This window comes from Providencia sp. PROV269, from assembly GCF_028477785.1.
Taxonomy (GTDB): domain Bacteria; phylum Pseudomonadota; class Gammaproteobacteria; order Enterobacterales; family Enterobacteriaceae; genus Providencia; species Providencia rettgeri.
In genome coordinates this window covers 219704-245590 of sequence record NZ_JAMPLV010000001.1, presented here as the reverse complement: position 1 = coordinate 245590, position 25887 = coordinate 219704, and the positions used below count along the sequence as shown (strand labels likewise).

General features: G+C 39.3%; 11 protein-coding genes. 5 read left to right on the top strand and 6 right to left on the bottom strand.

Annotated features, from left to right (window positions below; genetic code table 11):
* Position 1: 1 nt before the first annotated feature.
* Positions 2-1909 (bottom strand): ABC transporter ATP-binding protein, encoded by a 1908-nt coding sequence (locus PR683_RS00995; RefSeq protein ID WP_109911058.1) that lies wholly within the window; start codon positions 1907-1909, stop codon positions 2-4.
* An 11-nt stretch (positions 1910-1920) separates the two neighbouring features.
* Positions 1921-4029 carry a bifunctional 23S rRNA (guanine(2069)-N(7))-methyltransferase RlmK/23S rRNA (guanine(2445)-N(2))-methyltransferase RlmL gene (rlmKL, locus tag PR683_RS00990; RefSeq protein WP_109911057.1) on the bottom strand — a complete coding sequence of 703 codons (2109 nt, stop codon included), beginning with the start codon at positions 4027-4029 and terminating at the stop codon, positions 1921-1923.
* Positions 4030-4127: 98 nt separating this feature from the next.
* Here rlmKL and PR683_RS00985 point away from each other — a divergent pair, with 98 nt between their 5' ends.
* Positions 4128-5243, top strand: coding sequence for a YcbX family protein (locus tag PR683_RS00985; RefSeq protein WP_164528972.1), 1116 nt, complete (start codon positions 4128-4130; stop codon positions 5241-5243).
* A 132-nt stretch (positions 5244-5375) separates the two neighbouring features.
* On the opposite strand, the gene PR683_RS00980 is transcribed toward PR683_RS00985, so the two are convergent.
* The 3 genes from PR683_RS00980 to pepN form a co-directional block, all read right to left on the bottom strand.
* Positions 5376-5921, bottom strand: a complete 546-nt coding sequence (locus tag PR683_RS00980) for a cell division protein ZapC (RefSeq protein WP_004909622.1) — start codon at positions 5919-5921, stop codon at positions 5376-5378.
* 269 nt (positions 5922-6190) lie between these two features.
* Complete coding sequence (gene pyrD / locus PR683_RS00975; protein WP_109911326.1) at positions 6191-7201, bottom strand: quinone-dependent dihydroorotate dehydrogenase; 1011 nt, start codon at positions 7199-7201, stop codon at positions 6191-6193.
* Between the two features lie 326 nt (positions 7202-7527).
* A complete protein-coding gene (pepN, locus tag PR683_RS00970; protein WP_110731831.1) occupies positions 7528-10146 on the bottom strand; it encodes an aminopeptidase N in 2619 nt (872 codons plus the stop codon).
* A gap of 521 nt (positions 10147-10667) precedes the next feature.
* Here pepN and pncB point away from each other — a divergent pair.
* The 4 genes from pncB to PR683_RS00950 all read left to right on the top strand — a co-directional run bounded on the left by pncB (position 10668) and on the right by PR683_RS00950 (position 17062).
* Entirely contained in the window at positions 10668-11882 is a 1215-nt protein-coding gene (gene pncB, locus PR683_RS00965; RefSeq protein WP_004909615.1) for a nicotinate phosphoribosyltransferase, read from the top strand.
* Positions 11883-12370: 488 nt separating this feature from the next.
* Complete coding sequence (gene asnS, locus PR683_RS00960; RefSeq protein WP_115167629.1) at positions 12371-13771, top strand: asparagine--tRNA ligase; 1401 nt, start codon at positions 12371-12373, stop codon at positions 13769-13771.
* A 568-nt stretch (positions 13772-14339) separates the two neighbouring features.
* Positions 14340-15455, top strand: a complete 1116-nt coding sequence (gene ompC / locus PR683_RS00955) for a porin OmpC (RefSeq protein WP_269204334.1) — start codon at positions 14340-14342, stop codon at positions 15453-15455.
* 416 nt (positions 15456-15871) lie between these two features.
* Positions 15872-17062, top strand: coding sequence for an amino acid aminotransferase (locus PR683_RS00950; RefSeq protein WP_109911054.1), 1191 nt, complete (start codon positions 15872-15874; stop codon positions 17060-17062).
* Between the two features lie 101 nt (positions 17063-17163).
* On the opposite strand, the gene PR683_RS00945 is transcribed toward PR683_RS00950, so the two are convergent.
* On the bottom strand, positions 17164-25734 hold the full coding sequence (locus PR683_RS00945) for an anthrax toxin-like adenylyl cyclase domain-containing protein (RefSeq protein WP_272581623.1): 8571 nt from the start codon (positions 25732-25734) through the stop codon (positions 17164-17166).
* Positions 25735-25887 lie beyond the last annotated feature (153 nt).

Below are 25887 nucleotides of genomic sequence, written 5' to 3'. Positions count from 1 at the left end.
ATTAGCCGTTTTTCAGCAATTCAAGCTCTTGCCAACGGTCAAACGCTTGCTCTAACTCAGCTTCTTTTGCCGCTAACTGACTCAGCGTTTTTTCTGTTACATCATGTGGTTGGTTGAAAAAATCAGCATCACCAACTTGAGCTTGCAGCGCTTCAATTTCACTTTCAAGTTGTTCCAATTTTGCTGGTAATTGTTCCAATTCACGTAATAAATTGTAACTGAGCTTATTTGAACGTTTTACCGTTTCTTTCGATTTCGTCTGCTTATCTTGGCTAGCCACTTTACCCGTTTGTTCTGCTTTCAAACTCACGGTTTGTGCTTTTTGCTGTTGAGCATCGTAATACCCACCAGCAAAACGGTTAATAACCCCATTACCTTCGAAGATCCAGCACTCTGTCACGCTGTTATCGACAAATTCTCGGTCATGGCTGACCAGTAAAACCGTTCCTTGGTAACCATCAACTAATTCTTCAAGTAACTCTAAAGTTTCGACATCAAGGTCGTTAGTCGGTTCATCGAGGATCAATAAGTTACTTGGTTTTAGGAATAAACGCGCGAGCAGTAACCGGTTACGCTCACCGCCTGAAAGTGCTCGAACAGGTGTCATCGCACGTTTTGGTGGGAACATAAAATCTTGCAAATAGCCTAGAACATGGCGTGGCTTACCATTTACCATGACTTCTTGTTTGCCTTCTGCCAAGTTATCCATCACGGTTTTATCTGGGTCTAATGCCGCACGATGCTGGTCGAAATAAGCAACTTCCAACTTAGTACCACAATGCACTCGTCCGCTGTCTGCTTGTAAATCCCCTAGCATTAAGCGCAACAATGTTGTTTTACCACAACCATTTGGCCCAACTAAAGCGATTTTATCACCACGTAATACTTGAGCTGAAAAATCTTTTACCAGTACTTTATTATCAATCTGGTAATTCACATTTTCCATTTCAAATACAATTTTGCCAGAACGAGCTGCTTCACCGACTTGCATTTTCGCTGTGCCCATCACTTCACGACGCTCTGAACGCTCTACGCGTAGCGCTTTCAGTGCACGAACACGCCCTTCATTACGAGTACGACGCGCTTTAATACCTTGGCGGATCCACGTCTCTTCTTGGGCTAATTTACGGTCGAATTCTGCATTTTGCATCTCTTCTACACGCAAAGCTTCTTCTTTGTTCACCAAGTAGTCATCATAATTACCCGGCCAAGAAGACAATTGCCCACGGTCTAAATCAATAATACGGGTTGCCATATTGCGGATAAATGAACGGTCATGGGAAATAAATACGATACTACCTTGGAAATCTTTTAAGAAATTTTCCAGCCAAAGAATTGTTTCAATATCTAAGTGGTTGGTTGGCTCATCTAAAAATAATACTCTCGGGTTACTCACTAACGCACGGCCCAAAGCCGCTTTACGTAACCAACCACCTGATAATGAAGACAGTTCTGCATCCGCAGGTAAACCGAGTTTTTTCAGGACATCACTGATACGAGAGTCTAATAACCATAAATTACGGTTATCCAACACCTCTTGCAATTCAGCTAATTTATTTAAATTTTTCTCGCTCGGGTCAGTTTCGACCTCTTTCGCAACATGGTGATAATCTTTGAGGTACTGAGCTTGTTCTGCAACGCCTTCAGCCACAAAATCAAAAATAGTGCCTTCAATATTACGCGGTGGATCTTGCTGTAAGCGAGCAACAATCAAGTCTTGCTCGTAAATTAACTGGCCATCATCCAGCGGCTGCTCTTTCGTTAACACTCGCATTAATGTCGATTTACCCGCACCGTTGCGACCAACCAAACACACACGTTCGTTATCTTCGATATGAATTTCGGTATTATCCAGTAATGGGGCATCACTAAACGAAAGGTATGCACCCGACAAATTAATTAAAGCCATTGATTCTATCCTTACTCTGCGTGGCTAATTAACCAGCAGTTATGTATTTGACGGTTACGAGCAAAATCTTCTGACAGTGTTTTAGCTGTGATTTCTTGTGCTTGTAATCCTAATTCTTTAATTGCTTCAAGATCCATTTTGAAACCGCGTTTGTTATTAGAAAACATCACGGTTCCACCACGGCGCAATAACCGTTTTAGATGGGTAATCAATTGGATATGATCCCGTTGTACATCAAATGTACCATCCATGCGTTTTGAATTTGAAAATGTTGGCGGATCAATAAAGATCAAATCAAATTGCTCCCGGCTATTTGCCAGCCAACTCAAGCAATCCGCTTGAATTAAACGATGCTGACGACCTGTTAGCCCATTCGCTTGTAGGTTTTTTTCAGCCCACTCAAGATAAGTACGTGACATATCGACGGAAGTGGTGCTTTTCGCGCCACCAAGCCCTGCATGCACAGTGGCAGTACCGGTATAACAGAACAAGTTTAGGAAATCCGCATCTTTACTCATTTGGCCTAACATTTTACGGGCAATACGATGGTCAAGGAATAACCCCGTATCTAGATAGTCCGTCAAATTCACCAACATTTTTGCATTGTATTCTTGTACTAAAAAGAAATCGTCTTTTTGGGCTAATTTCTCATATTGCTGCTTACCTTTTTGGCGCTGGCGTGTTTTTAACACTAGCTGATTCGATGTCAGTTCTAGCACATTCATTGTTGCAGTGATCACATCAAATAAGCGTTGACGAGCTTTACGTTCATCAACGGTTTTTGGTGGTGCATATTCTTGAATCACCACTTTATCGCCATAAATATCAACCGCAACATTGTATTCCGGTAAATCCGCATCATAAACACGGTAACTATCAATACCTTGTTGTTTTGCCCATTTACTTAATTTTTTGATATTTTTACGTAAACGATTTGCAAAATCAGGTGAAATTTCCGCGATAGTTTCTGACGGTGTAGCCGCTAATTGATAATTCTTTTGAACGCAATCTAAAGGACCATTCTTGGCCTTAAATTCACGCTCTGAACGCAGTTGCAAACAGCTAAGTAACTCAGGAGAAGCACTAAAAATCGATAAACGCCACCCAGGGAAGCGAGCCTTCACGATACGCCCTAATTGGCTATGTAGCGCAATTAAAGCAGGCTCACTTTCTAAACGCTCACCATAAGGCGGGTTACTGATAATTGTTCCTATCGTATCGGTGTTAACTGGGTTTTCCAATGCTGCGGCATCACCTTGCTTAAAGGTGATTAAGTCTTGTAACCCTGCACGACGCGCGTTCGCACGAGCCATTTCAAGTACACGCTTATCAATATCAAAACCATAAAAACGTGATGTCGTCTCTTTCAAACCTTGGCGGAAACGAACTTGCGCTTCTGTGGTTAATTCACGCCAAAGTTCCGCGTTAAATTTCGACCATGCATAAAAGCCCCAATGAGTACGGTGTAATCCCGGGGCTTTATCTGTTGCCATCATTGCAGCTTCAATTAACAGTGTTCCTGAACCGCACATCGGATCGACCAATGGTGTTCCTTGTTGCCAACCAGAACGGTTAATAATTGCTGCTGCCAGTGTCTCTTTTAAGGGCGCTTGGCCTGCCAAATCACGGTAGCCACGTATATGTAGCGAGTCACCACTTAAATCGAGTGCCACACTGGCTCTTTCTTTATTAAGGTAGACGTTGATACGAATATCTGCTTGCTGGCGAGCGACATCAGGGCGCTGATCAAGCTTACGTACGAAGCTGTCTACGATAGCATCTTTAACTTTCAATGCACCGTATTGGCTGTTGCGAATTTCTTCGTTAGTCCCTGTAAAATGAACAACAAAGGTATCATTGACGGAGAAAATCTCACTCCAGTCGATAGCTTGCACACCAAGATACAAATCTAAGTCACTGTAGACGTCAAAATCATTCAGTGGCAATAAAATACGCGATGCCAGCCGACTCCACAGTAGGCTTTGGTACATAACACGTTCGTCGGCCTGAAAATAGACACCCCCCTGGGCCACTTTGCATTGGCTAGCGCCAAGCGATTCTAATTCCGTTTTCAGTAGTTCTTCAAGGCCGCGAGCTGTGCTGGCAAACAGAGAATTCATAGTATTTATTACCAATTTGGATGAAAAATTGTTGCGCATTATAGCTAATCTTATGCAGTTGTCATAAAGTTGCTACGCACAATTATAAGGATTAAAAAATGATAACGCTTTCGCGCCTTTATACACACCCAGTTAAATCTATGCGAGGAGTTCGTTTATCCCACGCCTTCGCTGATATTAGCGGTTTGACTTTTGATCGTAATTTTATGGTAACCACGCTGGAAGGTAAATTTATTACGGCGAGAAAATATCCACAAATGTTACTTTTTACACCGGTAATGCTCAATAATGGTCTTCACTTGCGAGCACCAAATGGCGAAAGTGCAACAGTATTGTATCAGGACTTTGATGAGAAACAGAGCCCTACTGAAGTTTGGGGCAATCATTTTCACGCACTTATTGCCCCTGAAGCGATAAATAGTTGGTTAACTAGCTTTTTTGACGAACCTGTACAACTACGCTGGCTTAGTCCTCAGCTTTCTCGCCGCGTCAAAGAATACCAAGATGTGCCAATGTCTTTTGCTGACGGCTATCCCTTTTTACTGATCAACGAAGCTTCTGTCCAAGACCTGCAACGTCGATGCCCTGCCAGTATTAAATTAGAACAGTTTCGTGGCAACTTAATTATTACTGGCGCCAAGCCGTTTGAAGAAGATACATGGAAAACTATTCAAATTGGTGATGTCGTCTTTACATTAGATAGGCCATGTAGCCGATGCATTTTAACGACTGTTAGCCCAGAAAAAGGGATTAAACACCCCCACAGTGAACCACTTGCAACACTACAAACCTTCCGTTCAGATGAAACCGGCGATGTCGATTTTGGCCAAAATGTGATTATCAAAAATACAGGTGTTATTCGTGTTGGTGATACCCTGACGGTATTAGAAACTAAACCTGCAAAACAATATTTAGTTCAAGAGCGGGAAAATGACCTAGCAGCTAATAAATTAAATACTCAAGCCAATAATGTCAGTTTAGTTTTTGAGGAAACAGAATATACAGGTGATAACCAAAATGTGATCCTTGAACAATTAGAATCCCATGGTTTAACTATCCCTTATTCGTGTCGAGCAGGTATTTGTGGTCGCTGTAAAATTAAGCTTATTTCTGGGGAAGTCACTCCATTAAAACAAAGTGCCATCAAAGAAAACGGTTACATACTCGCCTGCAGCTGTATCCCAAAAACAGCGGTTAAATTAGCGTTTAACTAAATGTTGGTTTTGCTTTTTAACACCATCAGCGGAGTAATTCTCAGATGGTGTTAAACACTCAAAACTAGATTAATTAAATTAGCAAAGAAACCTATTTATTTAACTATTTTTCACTAGATCTTTGCCGATCATTTAAATAGCATTACCATATAATTGACGTTTAACTTTAGATGAATATTCAAGCATGCGATCGTTCATGATCTTAATTGGATCGCAAAACCGTAAAGTTCGATCGGGTAATTCTAAGATTGGTTCTGCTAATAAACATAAACTCGCAGATGGGCCAGCTTCAGCAATAATAAATGTGAAGTACTGGTTTGTATTTTCTAAACACACTTGAATTATTTGCCCCTGCTTAGGTTCATTAATATAGTGAAATGAAGAAAAATACCAACTCTTTGGCATCTGTGGTTTTAAAAAACGAAAAGCAACTAAGCTATTTAAGACTAATTCAGCTCTTTCTTCTTGAGTAATATTTAATCTTTTAGCCTGCTCATCGAATAAATAATATTCACCTGCATCTTCGATACTAAATGGCATCTCATTACGAGCAAAAACCGTTAGCATCTTAGCAGGAAAACATGAACGAAATATCATGCCGTTGGCGAGATCTAACATCACCCTATTATGGTCATGATCAAAATACCAACGCCAATGATCATCAGGTTTAATATTCATAAACGACCCTTTAGCGATTTACCGGTAAATATAGCAGAAATGATCTCTATAGTGATCCTTTCTAAATTTACTCTAGGGCTTATTTTTATATGCTAAAAATTGGATCTACTAAATAAGATACGTTAGAAATACCCGGATAATATTGTTATCTAAATAGCAAATCTACTAAAAATTGAGTTCAATTTGATACAAAAATAGCCACTATTAGCAATATAGTTTAAAAGGGGGAATAAATAAACCCCCTTGATAGGTAAATTTACAATTTATTACTAGATATGATTAACAATATCTTTAATTAATTTTGGCCCATGGTAAATAAAACCAGAATAAATTTGAATTAAAGAGGCACCCGCTTCCATTTTTTCACGTGCTGCAGTAAGGGAATCAATTCCACCCACTCCAATTATTGGCAGTTTGCCATTTAATTCACGCGAAATAATCTTAATAACTTGTGTGCTTTTTAATTGTACAGGACGACCGCTTAATCCACCTGCTTCATTGCAATGATTTATCCCTTGAACCAAAGAACGATCTAACGTGGTATTCGTTGCAATAACGCCATCGATATTATGTCTGACTAGGCTATCTGAAACTTGGATAATTTCCTCTTCAGATAAATCAGGCGCAACCTTTACAGCAACAGGCACATATTTTTGGTACTGTAATTGTAATTCCAGTTGTTTTGCTTTTATGCTACTTAATAAATCATCCAGCGCTTCGCCATATTGTAATGTACGTAACCCTGGCGTATTTGGTGAGGAGATATTAATAGCAATATAACCTGCATGAGCATAGACCTTATCCATGCAAATTAAATAATCATCTTTACCTTGTTCAACAGGCGTATCTTTATTTTTACCTATATTGATTCCAATGACCCCACCGTAATTCGATTTCTTGACGTTCTCGACAAGGTTATCGACACCTTTATTATTAAAGCCCATCCGGTTAATTAAACCTTCAGCTTCTACAAGTCGAAATAACCGCGGTTTATCATTACCAGATTGGGGACGAGGAGTTACTGTACCAATTTCTATAAACCCAAAACCCATTGCGCCAAATGCATCAATACATTCACCGTCTTTATCTAAACCCGCAGCAAGCCCTAGTGGGTTTTTGAAGGAAAGCCCCATACATTGAACGGGCTTAGTGGCAACTGATTGGCGAATAAGACATTGGAAAGGGGAATGATTTAAACGTTGAAGCTGGCGAAAAGTCAATTCATGCGCTTTTTCGGGGTCGAACTGGAATAGTGCCTTGCGGGCAAGGTGATATAGCATATCCAATAACCTATTTTTACTAGTACGTTTCAATAGAGTAGACATCATATCGCACGCTAAAACCCCGCCAAATACAATTTGCCGAGCTTTCATTCATACATGCGATTTTTTCGTCGGATAAAACGCGCTACAGATTACCCTATCTTATTGCCCTTTTACCACGAAAAAATCAATAAAAATGCATTTGTCTGGGTTTTCGAGGGAAAAACAACCATTTTATGAGAGTTATCTCTCATTTAATATTCCACTTTTGTCATAAATAATAATAAGCCGCTAAATTAAATTTTAGCGGCTTATTAAAACCAATAATTGGCTAGCTATATAAATTAGCTTTCTAACGCTTTGGTTATTTTTTCAAATAGATCACCAGAAAGGTTATCAAGCGCTTTTAACTGTTCAAGCACTTTGCGCATCTGTGCTTGGCGCTTTGCATCATAACGTTTTAAACGGATCAACGGCTCAATCAGTCTTGATGCTACCTGTGGATTACGCGTATTCAGATCGACTAAAATTTCATACAAGAATTGATAACCACTGCTATCTTCTGCATGGAAATTAACTGGATTCCCTGCAGTGAAGGCACCAACAAGTGAGCGAACACGGTTAGGATTGCTCATACTAAATGAACGGTGATTCAATAATTCACGTACATTGGTAAGGGCTTCTTTCGCTGGATTTGCGCCTTGTAATGTAAACCACTTATCCATAACTAACCCGTCATGGTGCCAACGCTCATCAAAGTCTGCCATTAACTGCTCTTTACAAGCTAACTGTGATTCATTTGCTGCGGTCAATGCAGCCAACGAATCCGTCATGTTATCCGCTGATTGGTATTGTTCCAGCACTAATTTGTTCGCCAGCTCGCTATCGTCACCCGCGGCTAAGTATTGCAGGCAAATGTTACGCAATGAGCGTTTAGCAATATCTTGGTGATCAACACGATAGCCATCAATATTAATGGAACGATAAACAGAGAGAAGTTCATCATGCATTTCTACCGCTAATTGATGATGGATAAAGTTCACCACTTCATGGATTGCGACAGGGTCGATAACCGTAAATAATTCGGCAAGCTCATTTTCGGAAGGTAATGTTAATATCAATGCGACTAACGCAGGATCAATCGAATCACTTAATAATACCCCACGGAAAGCATCAACCACCGACTCAGGCAAAACTAATGCCTCGCCGTTTTGATAATGAGCCACGTTAATTTTTACATAATTATTAATTAGTTGCTGCGCGGCATCCCAACGAGCAAATTCATTGCTTGCATGCTGCATCAAGAAAGCTAATTGCTCATCCGTGTAGTTGTAATCTAATTTTACAGGGGCTGAAAACTCACGTAATAAGGATGGAACTGGACGTCTTGTCACCTCATCAAATACAAACGTTTGAGTTTCTTGCGTAATGTTTAGCACTGAATTTACAACACTGCCATCACGTTTTAGCGTAATAATTCCACCTTGCTCATCATAGAGCTCAATATCCAATGGGATATGCAATGGTTTCTTTTCAGCTTGATCTGCTGTAGGTGGCGTCATTTGGCTAACATGTAGGGTATATTGCTGTTTTTCTGGTGAATATTCATCACGTACAGTTAAAACTGGTGTCCCTGATTGGCTATACCAACGACGAAATAGTGATAAATCAACATTTGATGCATCTTCCATCGCCTGCACAAAATCGTCACAGGTTGCCGCACTGCCATCATGGCGATGAACATAAAGTTGTATTCCCGCTTGGAACATTTCCTCACCGAGCAGTGTATGAATCATGCGAATAACTTCAGAACCTTTTTCATACACCGTTAAGGTATAGAAATTGTTCATTTCAATGACTTTGTCAGGACGGATCGGGTGCGCCATTGGGCTTGCATCCTCAGCAAACTGGGCTGAACGCATCACTTTGACATTGTTAATACGGTTAACTGAGCGGGAGCCTAAATCAGAGCTAAATTCTTGATCGCGAAAAACGGTTAACCCTTCTTTTAGGCTTAATTGAAACCAGTCACGACAAGTAATGCGGTTTCCTGTCCAATTATGGAAATATTCATGGCCAATCACAGATTCGATATTCAGATAATCTTTATCCGTCGCGGTTTCGCTTTTAGCTAAAACATATTTAGAGTTAAAGACATTCAGCCCTTTATTTTCCATTGCTCCCATGTTGAAGAAATCAACGGCAACAATCATATAGATATCAAGGTCATACTCTAAACCAAAGCGTTCTTCATCCCATTTCATGGCATTTTTCAGGGACTGCATTGCCCAAGGAGCACGGTCTAAATTGCCTTTATCGACAAAAAGTTCTAACGCAACTTCACGGCCACTACGAGTCACAAAGCTGTCTTTTAAAACGTCAAAATCGCCTGCTACTAAGGCAAATAAATAACTTGGTTTCGGGAATGGGTCTTCCCACTTAACCCAATGGCGACCATCTTCTAACTCACCTTCTGCGATACGGTTACCATTTGACAGTAAATAAGGATAACGTGATTTATCTGCTGTAATTGTGGTGGTATAACGAGCCAGCACATCTGGTCGGTCTTGGTAATAGGTAATATGGCGAAAACCTTCCGCTTCACATTGTGTGCATAGCGCCTCACCTGAAACATATAGCCCTTCTAGCGCTGTATTTTTTTCAGGACTAATTTCATTCACAATCCGTAGTGTGAATGATTCAGGTAATGACTCAATAATCAATTTACCTTCAGATTCTTTATAGTCCTGCCATGCTTTGCCATCGACTTCGAGGCTGACTAACGATAAATCTTCGCCATTGAGTTCAAGCGTTGAAGATTGCGGATTAAGGCGTTTTACCTTGCTTACTGCGGTAACCACTGTCTTCACTGGGTCAAGATTAAAATCGAGGTCAATTTCTGTAATTGTGTAATCAGGTGCTTGATAATCCTGACGATATTTCGCTTGTCTTAACTGGGTCATAAGTAACCTTTTAATTCGTTATATTCAATATCGTACTGCTTTAATACTTATACAATACTATAAGCCACAATAATGTGAATGGATTTGAGAAACATTTTCATCAAAAAATGTTATCTATTTTTATGGCTATGTTAGCTTTGTATGTCTCACCCTACTTAACTTTGTTAAAAATTCGTTTGTTTGTTGGTGCTATAGCACTATTAAATATTTTATGGCGTGTTAGTATCTTTTCGTGATTAATGCTTTTGTCTGTTTCTATGGGCAGAATATACATAAAACGTATTTATTTGATTTCATAGTAATACAGAAAGGCAATACGCGAATTTAGGTTGCCGTGCTCCTTGAAAACAAGAGATAGAATAACACTTCTATCTTTTGCTAAAGTGGGTATACTTTTGCAACTTTAACGATTTAGCTAACGACTATTGCTGCTTTTATCTCATTGTGACTTTTTGGAAAACAAGAGTAAAAATGAATAGCATTAGTGGTAAAGATAAGCTCCGCGAGGATGTCTGCGTGCCATGAATTTAGACGCTACACCAATTATTACATCACTGCTTGATACCGATGCTTACAAGCTTCATATGCAGCAGGCCGTTTTCCACCGTTACCACCAGGTACCGGTTGTCGCTGAGTTCCGCTGTCGTAGCAGTGAGATCTTAGGTGCTTACGCCGATGAAATTAGGCAACAAATTCAGTTAATGGCTAAATTGTCACTTTCTGATGATGAGCTGAATTTTCTCCGCCGCTTACCTTTCTTCCAAGAAGACTATCTTATGTGGTTAAAGTCATTCCGCTTTAACCCAGAACAAGTCGTTGTCAGTACCACAAATGAAGGTCAGTTAGCGATCCGCATCAGTGGGCCTTGGCGTGAAGTGATTATGTGGGAGGTACCGCTCCTTGCATTGGTCAGTGAAATCATCCAAAAAGATAGGCACCCAAACATTCATCCTGATGATGCTGTTCAGCAACTCAAAAAGCTGCTAAATGTTTTCTATCAACAAGCCGATGAACACCAACTTGATTTGTCTAACTTTAAGCTCATGGACTTTGGCACGCGCCGCCGTTTCTCCTACGACGTACAATCCGCCATTGTTTCAATGCTTAAACAAGAGTTTCCTTATCTTGTTGGGACGAGCAATTACAAACTTGCACACGAATTAGATTTATCCCCTGTTGGCACACAAGCCCATGAATGGTTCCAAGCCCATCAACAAATCAGCCCTGAGTTAGCAAATAGCCAACGTGAGGCATTGCAGAGCTGGCTTGATGAATACCCTAATCACCTAGGTGTGGCATTAACTGACTGTATCACCATGGATGCCTTTTTGCGTGATTTTGATGCTAACTTTGCAAACCGCTACCAAGGGTTGCGTCATGACTCAGGGGACCCAATCGAATGGGGTGAAAAAGCCATCGCTCATTACCAAAAATTGGGTATTGACCCGATGAGCAAAACGTTAGTGTTCTCTGACAGCTTAGACTTACAAAAAGCACTTGAGTTATATCGTTATTTTCATCAGCGGATTAACCTTGTTTTTGGTATCGGTACTCGTCTAACCTGCAATATTCCACATGTAACCCCGTTGAATATTGTGATTAAGCTCGTCGAGTGCAATGGTAAGCCTGTCGCTAAGCTCTCAGATAGCCCAGGCAAAACCATTTGTGAAGATGATGAGTTCGTCAACCAACTCAGAAAAGCGTTTGACCTACCTAAAATGGAAAAAGCCAGCTAATTAAGTCGCTTTTCCCTAGCTCTGAGTAAGAATTTGCACTTTTCTTGCCCAGAGCTTCAAAACCCCCTTTTTCTTTTATTCACTTACTATTACTATAGCTTTTAAGCTCAATAACCATGCTTCGCTTCAACAGAAATGTTTTATCGCGATTTTTTACTTGTTTCCTAACAAATGGCAAGTAACATAGAGCTTTGGCCCCTGAAAAATGGGTTTAATATTGAAGAAGCCTTATTAATCTGCTTCATCCGCCATTCGCATAATAACAATGTTGTTGTGCCTTTGAACTCGGTGTTGAATATTCCTATTACGAAAGTTGGAATACACCCTAAATAATTCGAGTTGTAGGAAGGCGGCTAGCAAATTGAGCCCTAGGAGCATACATAAGTATGTGACTAGGGTCAGTTTGTGAAGCCAACACACCTACAGCTCGAAGTATGACGGGTTGCAGATGCATAAGATTAACCATTATATAGAAGAGAGTGAATTATATGATAGTAGCGCCTGTAGTCGACGTACTGCAAGGCCGAGTGGCGGTAGGCACAGAAGTCACCGTTCAAGGCTGGGTACGTACAAGGAGAGATTCAAATGCTGGTTTTTCTTTCCTCGCCGTTTATGACGGTTCTTGCTTTAATCCGTTACAGGCTATCATTAATAATAATTTACCTAATTATAATGACGAAGTCCTGCATCTCACAACGGGTTGTTCGGTTGAAGTTACGGGTACCGTAAAAGAATCCCCAGGCCAAGGTCAATCATTTGAACTTGAAGCCACAAACGTTAAAGTGGTTGGTTGGGTTGAAGACCCTGACACCTACCCAATGGCAGCAAAACGCCACAGCGTTGAGTTCTTACGTGAAGCAGCCCACTTGCGCCCGCGCACTAACTTAATTGGTGCCGTTGCGCGCGTGCGCCACACTTTAGCGCAAGCTATCCACCGTTTCTTTGATGAACAAGGCTACTTCTGGGTTTCAACTCCAGTGATCACTGCGTCAGACACCGAAGGCGCGGGTGAAATGTTCCGTGTTTCCACGCTGGATTACAACAACCTGCCACGTAATGACAAAGGTGAAGTTGACTTTAGCGAAGATTTCTTTGGCCGCGAAGCTTTCTTGACTGTTTCAGGCCAACTGAACGGTGAAGCCTACGCAACAGCAATTAGCAAAGTCTACACTTTCGGCCCAACCTTCCGTGCTGAAAACTCAAATACTAGCCGTCACTTAGCTGAATTCTGGATGGTCGAACCTGAAGTTGCTTTTGCTTCTTTAGACGATGTCGCAGGCCTTGCAGAAAAAATGCTGAAATTCGCCTTCAAAGCCGCTCTTGAAGAACGCCGTGATGACTTAGAATTCTTTGCACAACGTGTTGATAAAGACGTTATCAACCGCTTAGAAAGCTTTGTTAACTCAGACTTTGCACAAGTTGATTATACGGATGCCATTAAAATCCTAGAAACTTGTGGTCAAAAATTCGAAAACCCAGTTTATTGGGGTGTCGATATGTCGTCTGAGCATGAGCGTTACCTTGCTGAGCAACACTTTAAAGCCCCTGTGGTTGTGAAAAACTACCCGAAAGACATCAAAGCGTTCTATATGCGCCTCAATGAAGATGGCAAAACCGTTGCTGCGATGGATGTATTAGCACCGGGTATTGGCGAAATCATCGGTGGATCACAGCGTGAAGAACGTCTTGATATGCTCGATGCCCGCCTTGAAGAAATGGGCATGAATAAAGAAGATTACTGGTGGTACCGTGATCTGCGCCGTTATGGCACCGTTCCTCACTCAGGTTTCGGCCTTGGTTTTGAGCGTTTAGTGGCTTATGTCACTGGTGTCGGTAACGTGCGTGAAGTAATTCCATTCCCACGTACCCCAAGAAATGCAGCGTTCTAATAACGGCTTTTCTGTATTAACACCCTAATTTACGGGCCAGCTGATGTTGGCCCGTTACTTTTCAGCCCTAATATACTTTCGCTGTACAACTATCTCATCTCGTTACATCGAATTGCAGCCACATGATAACCAGATCACAATTTTTACGTTATCACCTTATTATTCTCCGTAAACAGCCAGCAATCTGCTAGTGCTAAGAATAATCTGCTTTTTAATCTCGCTATTCTCTTTTTACTAGTGATAAATAACCGCTTTACACTCGCTAAACTGCTCAAAAAAAACTCAATTTGTCTTTTGAAAAAGTTCCCTAATTTTTGTAATATTTTTTAAACTGGTACGATGAGTGGTTATTTTTTGATCTATTTTTTACATTTTGAAACATCTAGTTACCATTTGTTTCAGAATCTTTGATTTTGTAGCACTTTGAGGGTAGATAATTTTATTTAGCAATGGAACACTGGTCGCCGACATAGACGACACTAATCTCTCACAAATAGTTCCAATTATTTTTTGCGAATTATTTTTGGCAGTGGCAGGTGTCCGAATAACACCAATGAGGGTAATAATAATGATGAAACGCAATATTCTTGCAATGGTTATCCCAGCTCTGTTAGCTGCTGGTGCAGCAAACGCAGCTGAAGTATACAACAAAGACGGCAACAAATTAGATGTTTATGGTAAAGTTGACGTTCGTCACTACTTTGCAGATGGCAAAGGCAGCGAAAACGCTGGTAGCCAAGACGGTGATGATTCACGTGTTCGTTTAGGTGTTAAAGGTGATACTCAAATCACTGATCAACTGACTGGTTTTGGTCGTTTCGAGTGGGAAACTAAAACTAACAAAGCAGAGAACGAAGGCGAAAACAAAAACCGTTTAGCATACGCTGGTTTAAAATTTGCTGATTTCGGTTCAATCGACTACGGCCGTAACTACGGTGTTATCTATGACACGAACGCATGGACCGACGTATTCCCATTATGGGGTGCGGACACTATGGCTCAGGCAGATAACTTCATGACTAGCCGTAACCGTAACCTGTTAACTTACCGTAACAGCGACATGTTCGGCTATGTTGATGGCCTGAGCTTCGCTCTGCAATATCAAGGTAAAAACGGCGACGATAACCTGTCTGGCTCTAAAGATGGCGCACGTAAAGACAATGGTGACGGTTTCGGTTTCTCTACCGCTTATGACTTAGGTTGGGGCGTAACACTGGGTGGTGGTTACTCTAGTTCTTCACGTACTCCAGATCAAAGAGACACTACTATCAACCCTAACTATGCTGGTGGTAAAAAAGCACAAGCATGGAACGTGGGTGGTAAATTCGACGCTAACAACGTTTACTTAGCGGCTATGTACGGCCAAACTCAAAACATGACTCGTTTTGGTGATAACGGTATTGCAAACAAAACTGAAAACGTTGAATTAGTTGCACAGTACCTGTTCGATTTCGGTTTAAAACCATCTATCGGTTATAACCAATCTAAAGGTAAAGACCTGCGTGCATATGGCAACCAAGATTTAGTTAAATACATCTCTGTAGGTTCTTACTACTACTTCAACAAAAACATGTCTGCAGTTGTTGATTATAAAATCAACCTGTTAGACGACAACAAATTTACAAGAGCTGAAGGTATCAGCACTGATAACGTTGTTGGTTTAGGTTTAGTTTACCAATTCTAATTATCAGTTAACTGATAAGTTAGAAAACGGTAACATGTTTTTGTAAGCAGCGCTTCGGCGCTGCTTTTTTATTTCTCTTTTTCATCTCTAGCATAAATTCCTCCTCCACGAAAACACCAGAATTATCAATAAGACAGACTGATTCACCATCCTTATAGATATTTATGGTCAGATTACATGCAATTCCTACCTAGTTCACAAGATCTCGCCAATTTTTGGTAAAACGGTTGGCAAAAAGCCTTTATCACGTTACCCTGAGAACTCGACTCGTTCGACTAAACCCGTTTTCAGCTACACCCGCGAGTTTCGTATGGTCTGGGCAGATTACAAGCAAGGATAGCCAACCGCGTTCTCACTTATGCCTTCATACCTTAGGAACTGTGTGGGTACCACTACAGAGCTTTGGAATCGACAACATGTTTGAAAAAATTACTTCTGCCCCTGCTGACCCAATCTTAGGTCTTGCTGATAGTTTCCGTGCTGATCCCCGCGATAATAAAATCAACTTAGGTATTGGCGTCTATAAAGACGAATCAGGGAAAACCCCTGTGCTTGATACCGTTAAAAAAGCAGAAAAATACCTGCTGGATAACGAAAACACCAAAAACTATCTTGCGATTAGCGGAATGCCAGAATTTGGCCGTGTAACACAAGAACTGTTATTCGGTGCACAACATGAAATTGTCACCTCAAAACGTGCACGTACAGCGCAAGCTCCTGGTGGTACAGGCGCACTGCGTATCGCCGCTGACTTTATTGCCAAACAAACCAATGCAAAACGTGTTTGGATCAGCAACCCAACTTGGCCTAATCACAAAAACATCTTTGAGGCAGCTGGCTTAGAAGTTTTAACTTACAACTACTATGACGCAGCCAACCACGGTATGGATTTTGACGGCATGCTTAACAGCTTATCATCTGCGGTAGCGGGTGATGTGATTGTTTTACACGGCTGCTGCCATAACCCAACGGGTATTGACCCAACCGCTGAGCAATGGACAAAACTCGCCGCATTATGTGCAGAAAAAGGCTTATTACCGGTTTTTGACTTTGCTTACCAAGGTTTTGCAAAAGGCTTAGATGAAGATGCCGAAGGCCTGCGCATTTTCACTAAAAACAACCCTGAAATGATTGTGGCGAGCTCATTCTCTAAAAACTTCGGTTTATACAATGAGCGTGTCGGCGCTTGTACCATCATCGCTAAAGACAGTGACAACGCAGAGCGCGCATTCAGCCAAGCGAAAGCCGTTATTCGTGCAAACTACTCAAACCCACCAGCACACGGCGCCGCAGTGGTAACAACCATCCTTTCTGATGACGTGTTAAAAGCTGAGTGGATCCAAGAGTTAACCGCAATGCGTGAACGTATTAAACGCATGCGCCAATTGTTAGTGAAAACATTGGAAGAAAAAGGCGCTAAACAAGACTTTAGCTTCATTATCAACCAAAATGGTATGTTCTCCTTCAGTGGCCTAACAAAAGAGCAGGTAGAGCGTCTACGTAGCGAATTTGGTATCTATGCGGTCAGTTCTGGCCGTATTAACGTGGCAGGCTTAACACTGGAAAACATGGTTCCTTTATGTGACGCTATCGTGAAAGTGCTGTAATTATTCGGATGCATTAAAAATTAAGCATTGAAAACGATAAAACAGCGTTTTTAATATCATGCCAGTCAGTTACGTTACTGACTGGCATTTTTTATAAAAAACTATTTAAGATGGCTAAGGAAGCGCTCCGTTATTTGTACCGCTCCCCAATTCTTCCGGTAATTATCATTAGTGATACTAAGGTCGAGATTTCGTTCGTAATCAATGCGCTCTTCAACAAGTAACTGAACCAAGCGATCAATGGTTTGCTCTATATGTTGTTTCGATAATTCCTTGTAATTATTGAAATGACGCACCTGCATGACACTATGCATTGACCCAACATGGTTGTTATGAGATAGCGTCACTTGCCTTCCACTCTTTGAGCGATATGTTGTTTCTGCAACCTTAGCAGACAATTGTTTATAACTAACTTCTTCAGTATTAAAATCAATTAGAACCACTTGATTGCGTCCCTCAACATCCGTGATCTTCACATCACCTTTTCCATGACCGCTGACAATATAGAGGTCATCACCTTGAGTTCCCGTTAATTGATCTTCTCCATTTAAAGAGATTAGCACGTCTTGATGCATCCCTTGTGCCAGTAGTACATCATTACCTTGCCCGCCATACAGTACATTTTCACCGCCTAGGGTAATCAGCTTATCGTTACCACTACCCCCCTTAATAATACGCCCTTGTTGAGACATATCCATAACATTATCATTGCCGGCTAAGGTATCAATAAGCCAATTATTTCTCGTGCAATCCTGTTGTAATACAATCCCATCATCTTTCAATGTTAGGTTTAAAGGTCTCGCTCCGTCATTGGCTACCACGCCATTTAATGTGCTTGTAAGCTCATCAATGGGTTTCCAAGTGGTAAACTCCCCTGACTGTTTGGCTTTATGGAGTTTTTCAGAGAGATAATTAACGAGCGGGGTCATCCCGTGGCTCGTGGAGCAGTTAAATTTTTCATCCAGCCGCTCATAGTGGTGAATATTGAATTTACCCTCACCATCATCGATAGAAACCTTAATTTTGACAAGCTTGCCAGCTGATGATTCATAAAACTGGTATTCTGTATCACTCTTTTCAGTTGGCTGATGTTTAAAATTGATTAAATGAATATGGTTATTCCCAATCTGGTCTTTAATATATACCTTACTCGGCTGGTTACCATCGATGATATAGTGGTCATCCCCTACGCCTCCCAATAGTTCATCGTTTCCCTGACTTGATAGCAGCAAATCATCCCCAGACCCACCACTAATAGAGTTATCCCCCGCACCACCATATAAAATATTATTTCCAGCACTAGCTTTAAGATTATCATCGCCATCTCCCCCCAACAGGACATAACTTTCTAATCCTTTATTAATAATAGTGTCGTCACCACTTTGCCCATCAATGACATGCTTTTCAGATAGATACCCTATCGGTAATATAATTTCATCGTCGCTCGTGCTGCTTTCTTTAACTGGGTTTACTGGTGATAAGCGGTTTGCCTGTAAATTGACTTTAAATAAGTTGCTATGCTTATCTTGGATTAAAACAGCATTAGAGATCTTATTACCTACGTTGCTAAATTTAATAGCCAATTTTTTTTGCCCAAATTTATCTACGCTGTATAGCTGCCCATCATCCTTATAGAGTGAATAACCATTCTCTGTAGGTAACAATAGGCACAGGCTGTCTTTATCTGTAAAACTGTCATTTACTTTAGAGAAATCAAACTCAACCTCACCATACTCTTCTTTGCCTTGCACAATTTGATAGGTATCTATTCCATGGCTAACTTCAATATGGCTACCTAATTTTATCAGGGGTAATACGTTGTTTTGACTATTTCCACGGTAAGTTAAATGATTAGCATGGCCTATTGGCACAAACCATCCCCATGTTGGCTTTTTATAATGACGAGATTGGTTTATCGTTATGATCCCCGCAGATTCATCTATTTTGACGGATTTTCCTTCTGTAGAGGGAAGTTGATCACTTTCTTGTACATAGCTTAAGCTGAAATACTGGTTAGGATGTTTTTCATCTATCACTGTTGTCATCACCCAACCATCAAGTGTTTGTAGCTGATATCCATGATGCGGTGCCTTCAACGCCGCATCTTGAACATTTTCGAGGACAATGGTGACTTCACTTTCCACATGTTGAAAAAAATGGCCATCAATACTACTTTTTGGTTGTTTGAGGGTTAAAACCAAGTGGTTGCCGTCAATTTGAACGTGCTTTATTTCATCTAGAAAATACTCTAAAGTGACTCTGCTTTGTAAATAATTAGATTCTTTAATAACCACCTTTGCCTGAAACTGATGGCTACCTTCTGTATAGCTAGGGTTAAGAGACTTTCGCGTTTTAACTGCTTTCTCTTTTCTGTCGAAATAACGCTCTGTAAGGTACAAATCATCAACATGTTCAAGCCACTCATAGCGGCGAATATGATAGTTGTCATTTCCATCACCACCAGCTGCAATTCCTTGCGTTAAAATGAGTTTATCATCCCCTTCTTTACCCTCTAAGATATCCTTACCTAGTCCACCATCCAGTATGTTTGCAGTGTCATTCCCCTGTAAATGATCATTGCTATTCCCCCTGACCATCACATTTTCCATATTTTGCAAATGCGCAACGGGAATAAAAGGATGATCCCCTCCTCTTTGGTAATGCAGCCTATTTTCGTTTAAGTCTACAGACACTCGGTAGCCATCGGGTAGGTTATCAATAATGACGATATCCTGCCCTCCTTGACCGTCAAGGTACTTAGTCGGCTTGTTATCTTCTCGCGATGTTAACGAGGCTAAACAGCTATCTCGGATAAAAAATAGATCGCTCTCATCTCCTCCCGCAAAGTATTTCTCACCTGATAACACCTGAAAGGCATTTTTTTGTACTTTTTTACCAATGACAACATCATTACCATTCGCTGTATTCCAGCTGGTTCCTTCGCTATTAGTATTTTCAATATATAACGCTGTCCGCTGGCTGTTATTCACTATATGCTCACTAAAAGCACGTTCGTTTTCTCTGAGCATATGTTGCCCTAAGACGCCAAACTCCGTTTTTTTCGAATAAAAACTAATTTGTTCCGGGTTAGAATTTATTAACTGATATTGCAGGGGTAATGATAATTCATTATCTAAAATTTGATGTCGTGCTTTAAATGCCTCAAATAACGGGCTCTTATAAGCAGAATTTAAAGAGTAACGCTCGTGAGTGGCGATACTTCCGATATTTTTAAGGTCAAATACCGCTTTCTCTTTTGATTGAAGGCGAAAATTATGGCGAATAGACCAGCCCATTTTTTCATATAAAACCTTTAAATTTTTAAACCACGCGGTGGTTCTGACAATTTTATTTTTTAAAATAAAATCAATCTCATCAGCCGTAAATGTGGGAGCCCCTTTACGTACAAACCGCACAGAAGTATCCCCTGCCCCCATATATAGATTTCCCAGCTTACCGTAGAAATAATTACCATAATTATCAACTAAATAATATTTCGGCTCATTTTCATAAGTCGGCTTTTCAATAATACTGAGGTGATGAGCAAATCCTGCCTGTAGAATATTATTTTCAAATAAAGCTAGATCCATATGCCAATCTTGCTCTTTGAACGCATTAATATAATGCTGTATATTCATCTCTTGCTGGCTACGTAAGGTTGGGTCTAAGCCTAAAGCACCGCGGATCCCTTCTTCTAATTCACGATCCCAATCAATATCAATAACTTGTTTGATGTTTTCAACCGCACGAACGCCGCTATAAATCCAGCCTCCTACCAGTAAGATCCCACCAATAACTAGCCCAGCGACTGGAATTGTAGAAGACCCCACTAAGATACCAATAACGGTGACCCCATTGATCACCGCACTCGCAATAGAGAAAGAAGCATTCACAATAAGGTCTTGGCGCTGTTTAGGGTCTGTTACACTGTCCAGTTTAGATAAGCTGTCGTAAGCTTGATAGATATCAATTCCCATCCCCACCAAATTGAAAATCACCACCGTCCCCGTGGCGATCCTCGCGCGGACTAACGAAGTCGCACCCTTACCTGATGCGATATTTAATAGCATTGGTTGCACTATCATATCGCCATAATTAAATAGAGCAGACGCAGCAAGTAAATAAAACTGTTTTTCTAGCTCTTTAATTTCTTCGTCACTAAGATCTGGGTTATCTAATTTGTCCAAAATTGCATACGCGCTGATCAGGCTTTGGATAGCACCGGTTGCGCCCATTAGTTGACCAGCACGATTGGCTATGCGCTGAAATTGAGGAAGCTTATGACCTGCTTGACGAACCTTAGCTAAAGTGGAAGGCGCTATAGTCTCCTGTTGAGCATCAACATTATTCGCTAAATATTTAAACTGTCTTTTCAATACCCCCGATTCAGCAAAATTAACTTTGCGCTCGACTAGCTGATGGATATCTGCTGATTTTAATTGCTCATGGAACACTTTAATGAAAGCGAGATCTTCTTTTCCACCTTCCATCAGTGTGAAATACATCGCTAGTTTATCAGGAGAAAAACGGATTTTATTATGTAAATCAATGGATTTTAGGTCGCCTAGAGAAATCGGTTTTCCTTTAATAGTTGCACCAAGTTGTTGTAATTTGGCAAAAGCAATTTTTTCACCATTGAGCGTGACCCAGCGGTTTTTTGGTAGTGTAAATTCAGCTTGGTCAATAATTGTTTGTCGTTGGTTACGCATAGAAGACAATACGGTTTTAAAACCTGTCGAATCCAAGTCAATAAACTGGAAGTCTGCTCTAAATTCGCCATTAGAAAGTTGGAGGTTTTCACTAAAATAATGCTTAATTTTCCGTTGGAATTGCTGCTGAGCTTGCTGAGAAGATCTGTTTTTTACACTTAACTGAATCCCTTGAGGATCAAATAAGCTGATTTCATAACCTCCATTACGTTGCACATGAGTGACGGTGTAAGTTACCGATTTCCCCTTTAAGAATATTATTACGTTATTCGTATCTGTAACTGCTGAAAACAGATTTCCTATCGGTTGATCCGCTATTGATATTCCATTTTTGTGAACTTCAATATTAATATATTGGCTATACTGTTCCATCTTTTTCAACAGTGATCTTTCTGCTGATGTCGATGTATTTTTCACTATAGCTTGCTCTATTTGCGATTTACGTTCAATAAAGTCTCGTGCTAAATGACCGTCTGCTAAATAAAATTCAATCGCGTATGTCCCCCCCAACGTTTGATCCATACCTCGGTTTTGAGAGCCAGAACGAATAACCCCATGGTTCAGTAACTCAACCTTATTACCATACATTAATTGTTGGTTAAATTGTGCCAATCGCTGTGCTTGGCTCTGTTCATAAAAATAAAACGCTTCTGTAAAAGAATATTTTTTGAATGGTGCATTTTTCCCAATAAAATTAGCTGAAGATAGTTCACTAAACTCATTTAACCTATTGTTAAATGAAATCAGTTTATGATTATCAGTCACTAACTCTAAAATTTTACCTTTATCTATTCTATCCCCAGCAGGAAATAGTTTAATTAATATATTCTGCGAACGCTCACTTAAGTGATTTAATATTGATAAATCATTTTTTATCGCGATCAATAATGTCTGAATATCACTCGCTTGTTGTTTATAACTACTTGATATTGAGGGTTCTAAGAGCAACTCTAATGATAATATATTCGTTTCAGCGTTTTGACTTAGATATTCATTTAGTTTTCGGTTAACTAACGGGTCTGATACTGCAATTTTTAATTTTTTAATATCTATATTTCCATTTCCATCTGAAAAATACGTCAATAAATAAGCGTGATCTGTCTTATTGATATCTTGAATAGAAATTTCTTTTAACGCTATTTTTTCTAGTAATACAGTTAGCTGGTGGTGTGGCTGCCACTCTAATTTGGCAAACGGTTTACCGAAATTATTTTCAATATTATCAATGTATCCACTTTGAGTTTCTTTACCTTCAATAAAATTTCGCACAGCGATAGGAATACTTTTCTTACGCTGTATCTCTCTACTTGCATTAATATAGCTATCCGATATTTTTCTTTTTGGATTAAAGTATTCAGCATATTCCCCTTCACGCCAGTTAGCATTAAGAGGAGCACGATATCCCTCATTGATTAATAACTGTTGAAAATTTGAAAGGCTTTCAACATCATTAATAATAACCGCACCCGATGAATTCATTTGGAAATATGTACCTATCGACTGACGTGTTCCTGATAATTTATTTTTTCCTTTTAATTTATCCGGTAAGAAAAAAGTAATCGGAAAGTTATCTTTCATCACACTTCCAGGATTGGCATCATCAGCCCCATGATGTACTAACTCTAATCCAATGGGGCGCTCTAATTTTTTATTTAACTCTTGATTAATCTCCTTGATTTTTGCATTCGTAATACCATTATCTTTCCCCTCTCTTTTATTATATTCAGCTTCATTGTGATAAAGCTTTTTCTGTTCATTTGTGAGTTCATCATAGTTAACACTCGCTTTCCACTCTTGCCATGAAGGCATTTCTGACACTTTAACGTAATGCTCTAGCTCAGAAACTGGATAGATAACACTAAAGAGATCATAATCTGCTGTCATAGCTTTCCCTGTTTTAGGGTCACCGACTACCAGGAAAGGAGCTGTTTTATGACCAGACTGATAAAAGACTTGCCATAACTTAGTTTCTCCTCGTGTTATATTATTCAGAATAAAACTATGTGGTACATTATCCACTTTGGCAGTTGTTCTTCTTATATGGTCCCCCCTGCCTATATCCTCCAATGAAGTCACAGCCCCATATTTAAGTAGCTCATTCATACGCTCATGAGTTACTTCAAGTATTACCGGCTTTGCATGCCCTTGCTCAATAGACTGCGTTATATAACCATTATATTTTTCTTGCTCATCCCGGCCTGATTTTTTAGCAAACTGCTGCAAAATAGGAATAAAGCCACTATGAGGCCCCCAATCTGAACTTTTACCTTTAATCATGAGCCCTTTACTGCCATATAAGCCAGAAGCGATTAAACTTGTCGATTTATAATCAATAGGTCGCATACCTATAATAACATTATAGTCATTAGCAACTTGCGTAATGGCTCGTTGATGATTTTCTGGGATCCCTGTAATAGCCTTAGGTTCATTACTGGATAACGGTTTTAAATGCAAGTTGGTACGAATATAATCCCTTGCAATGTTTTGGTTATTATGGCTTTTATTGATATTTTCAAAGGTCTTGATGTCGAAATTTTTATTTATCGAATATATTTTATATCCATCTTGAGAGATAAAAACATCTTTTTTAATTTTTGCTATAGTTTCAGGATTATTAATTATCCGTGTATAAAGGTCTTGTCCATCTAAAATATCCGTATATGCTATAAACTCTGTGCTCCCTGTGACAACCTTAATTTTTAATAAACAATTTTCCGGATTAAATTCTTTATATATTATTTTACACTTACTCCCCTTCTTCTGATAAGTGATTCCCCTCTCAGCTAAAAGTACATTTTCAGTTATTTTTAAACTGGTATTATTTATTTTTTTAAAATCAATCCCACTATTTCCATTTTTTACAAACTCACTAACAGCTATATTATAATCATTCTCAAAAATAGGTATTTTGCTTTCTTTAGCAATTTTCTTAATATGACTATCTAAATAAGAAAAAAAATCAACCTGTTTGTTAATCATCGAAACACCATAATTAGGGTCAAAGAATTTATATTCCCATGATTTATTTTTATTGTTATACTTTGCGCTAACAACAACTACGTGGTTACCTAAAATCAATTGATAATAGAGTGGTGTTTTATTTTTAGCTGTATGGCCAATAACGACGTCCTTAAACCTCTTGACTGTCGTTCCCTTTAATGTATTGAATGAATAATTCTGATGTATATTATTTCCTTGAACACCTCGTTTTTTATTTATTAATTCTAACTTTAAATAATTATCTCTATTAACACTTTCAGATATCGAATCAATAAAAAAATTTGCATCAGAGACGGAGTATTTATTTCCTAATACCTCCCCACCCCGAATAAATCTATCTTTTAATTTTAAAAATATAGGGTCAGAACTAATAATCTCTCCTTCCTTTGTATTAAAGAAATCTTCTCCTACATATAGTGCATTGATATATTCTTTAAGTTTTATTTTTTGAGATTCATAAAGATACTGATAATACACTTTATCTTTTTTATTTTCATTTACTGCTTTATTAAAATTTTTATCAATTATATCATTAAGATAATCACGAAAAACTCTATTATTAATTTCATCATAGGCTAGGCTATCAAAATAAGTTTTATTCCTTAATGAGTTATTATGAATTCCCTGAATTTTAATAAAACCATAAATATAGTCATTCAATAAAACTTGGGCGTGCATTTTCAAAGCATCATACTTTACTTTATCTATTGCAGATAAACCCTCGCTATCAAAATTAATAATATCATATAAATAATTCAATTGCTGAATGTAATCAGCACCTTTATTGTTTATTTCATAGATTAAAAACTCATTTGTCAACCCATAACAATAACCTGGTGATTGACTATGATTGATACCATACTCAGTCATCATATTGATAAAAAATGTTTTGTTTTTAGGAGCATTAATATAATTATATAAATTATATTGCATGAAATTAATAGTTTGGTCATTTTCTTTCATCTAGTAATTATCCATAATTATTATTTAAAATAGAAAAATAGCAAAACCAATACTTTCATTCCATAAGTAATATAAAATTAGGAGTAAATTTAACTACACTCATAAAAATAAAAATGCCTCAATAATGAGGCATCAATGGATAATATAAATAGT

Excerpts from the sequence above, each read along its gene's own strand:
- PR683_RS00995 (WP_109911058.1), bottom strand. The coding sequence starts at position 1,909 with ATGGCTTTAATTAATTTGTCGGGTGCATACCTTTCGTTTAGTGATGCC.
- rlmKL (WP_109911057.1), bottom strand. The coding sequence starts at position 4,029 with ATGAATTCTCTGTTTGCCAGCACAGCTCGCGGCCTTGAAGAACTACTG.
- PR683_RS00985 (WP_164528972.1), top strand. The coding sequence starts at position 4,128 with ATGATAACGCTTTCGCGCCTTTATACACACCCAGTTAAATCTATGCGA.
- PR683_RS00980 (WP_004909622.1), bottom strand. The coding sequence starts at position 5,921 with ATGAATATTAAACCTGATGATCATTGGCGTTGGTATTTTGATCATGAC.
- pyrD (WP_109911326.1), bottom strand. The coding sequence starts at position 7,201 with ATGCTATATCACCTTGCCCGCAAGGCACTATTCCAGTTCGACCCCGAA.
- pepN (WP_110731831.1), bottom strand. The coding sequence starts at position 10,146 with ATGACCCAGTTAAGACAAGCGAAATATCGTCAGGATTATCAAGCACCT.
- pncB (WP_004909615.1), top strand. The coding sequence starts at position 10,668 with ATGAATTTAGACGCTACACCAATTATTACATCACTGCTTGATACCGAT.
- asnS (WP_115167629.1), top strand. The coding sequence starts at position 12,371 with ATGATAGTAGCGCCTGTAGTCGACGTACTGCAAGGCCGAGTGGCGGTA.
- ompC (WP_269204334.1), top strand. The coding sequence starts at position 14,340 with ATGATGAAACGCAATATTCTTGCAATGGTTATCCCAGCTCTGTTAGCT.
- PR683_RS00950 (WP_109911054.1), top strand. The coding sequence starts at position 15,872 with ATGTTTGAAAAAATTACTTCTGCCCCTGCTGACCCAATCTTAGGTCTT.
- PR683_RS00945 (WP_272581623.1), bottom strand. The coding sequence starts at position 25,734 with ATGAAAGAAAATGACCAAACTATTAATTTCATGCAATATAATTTATAT.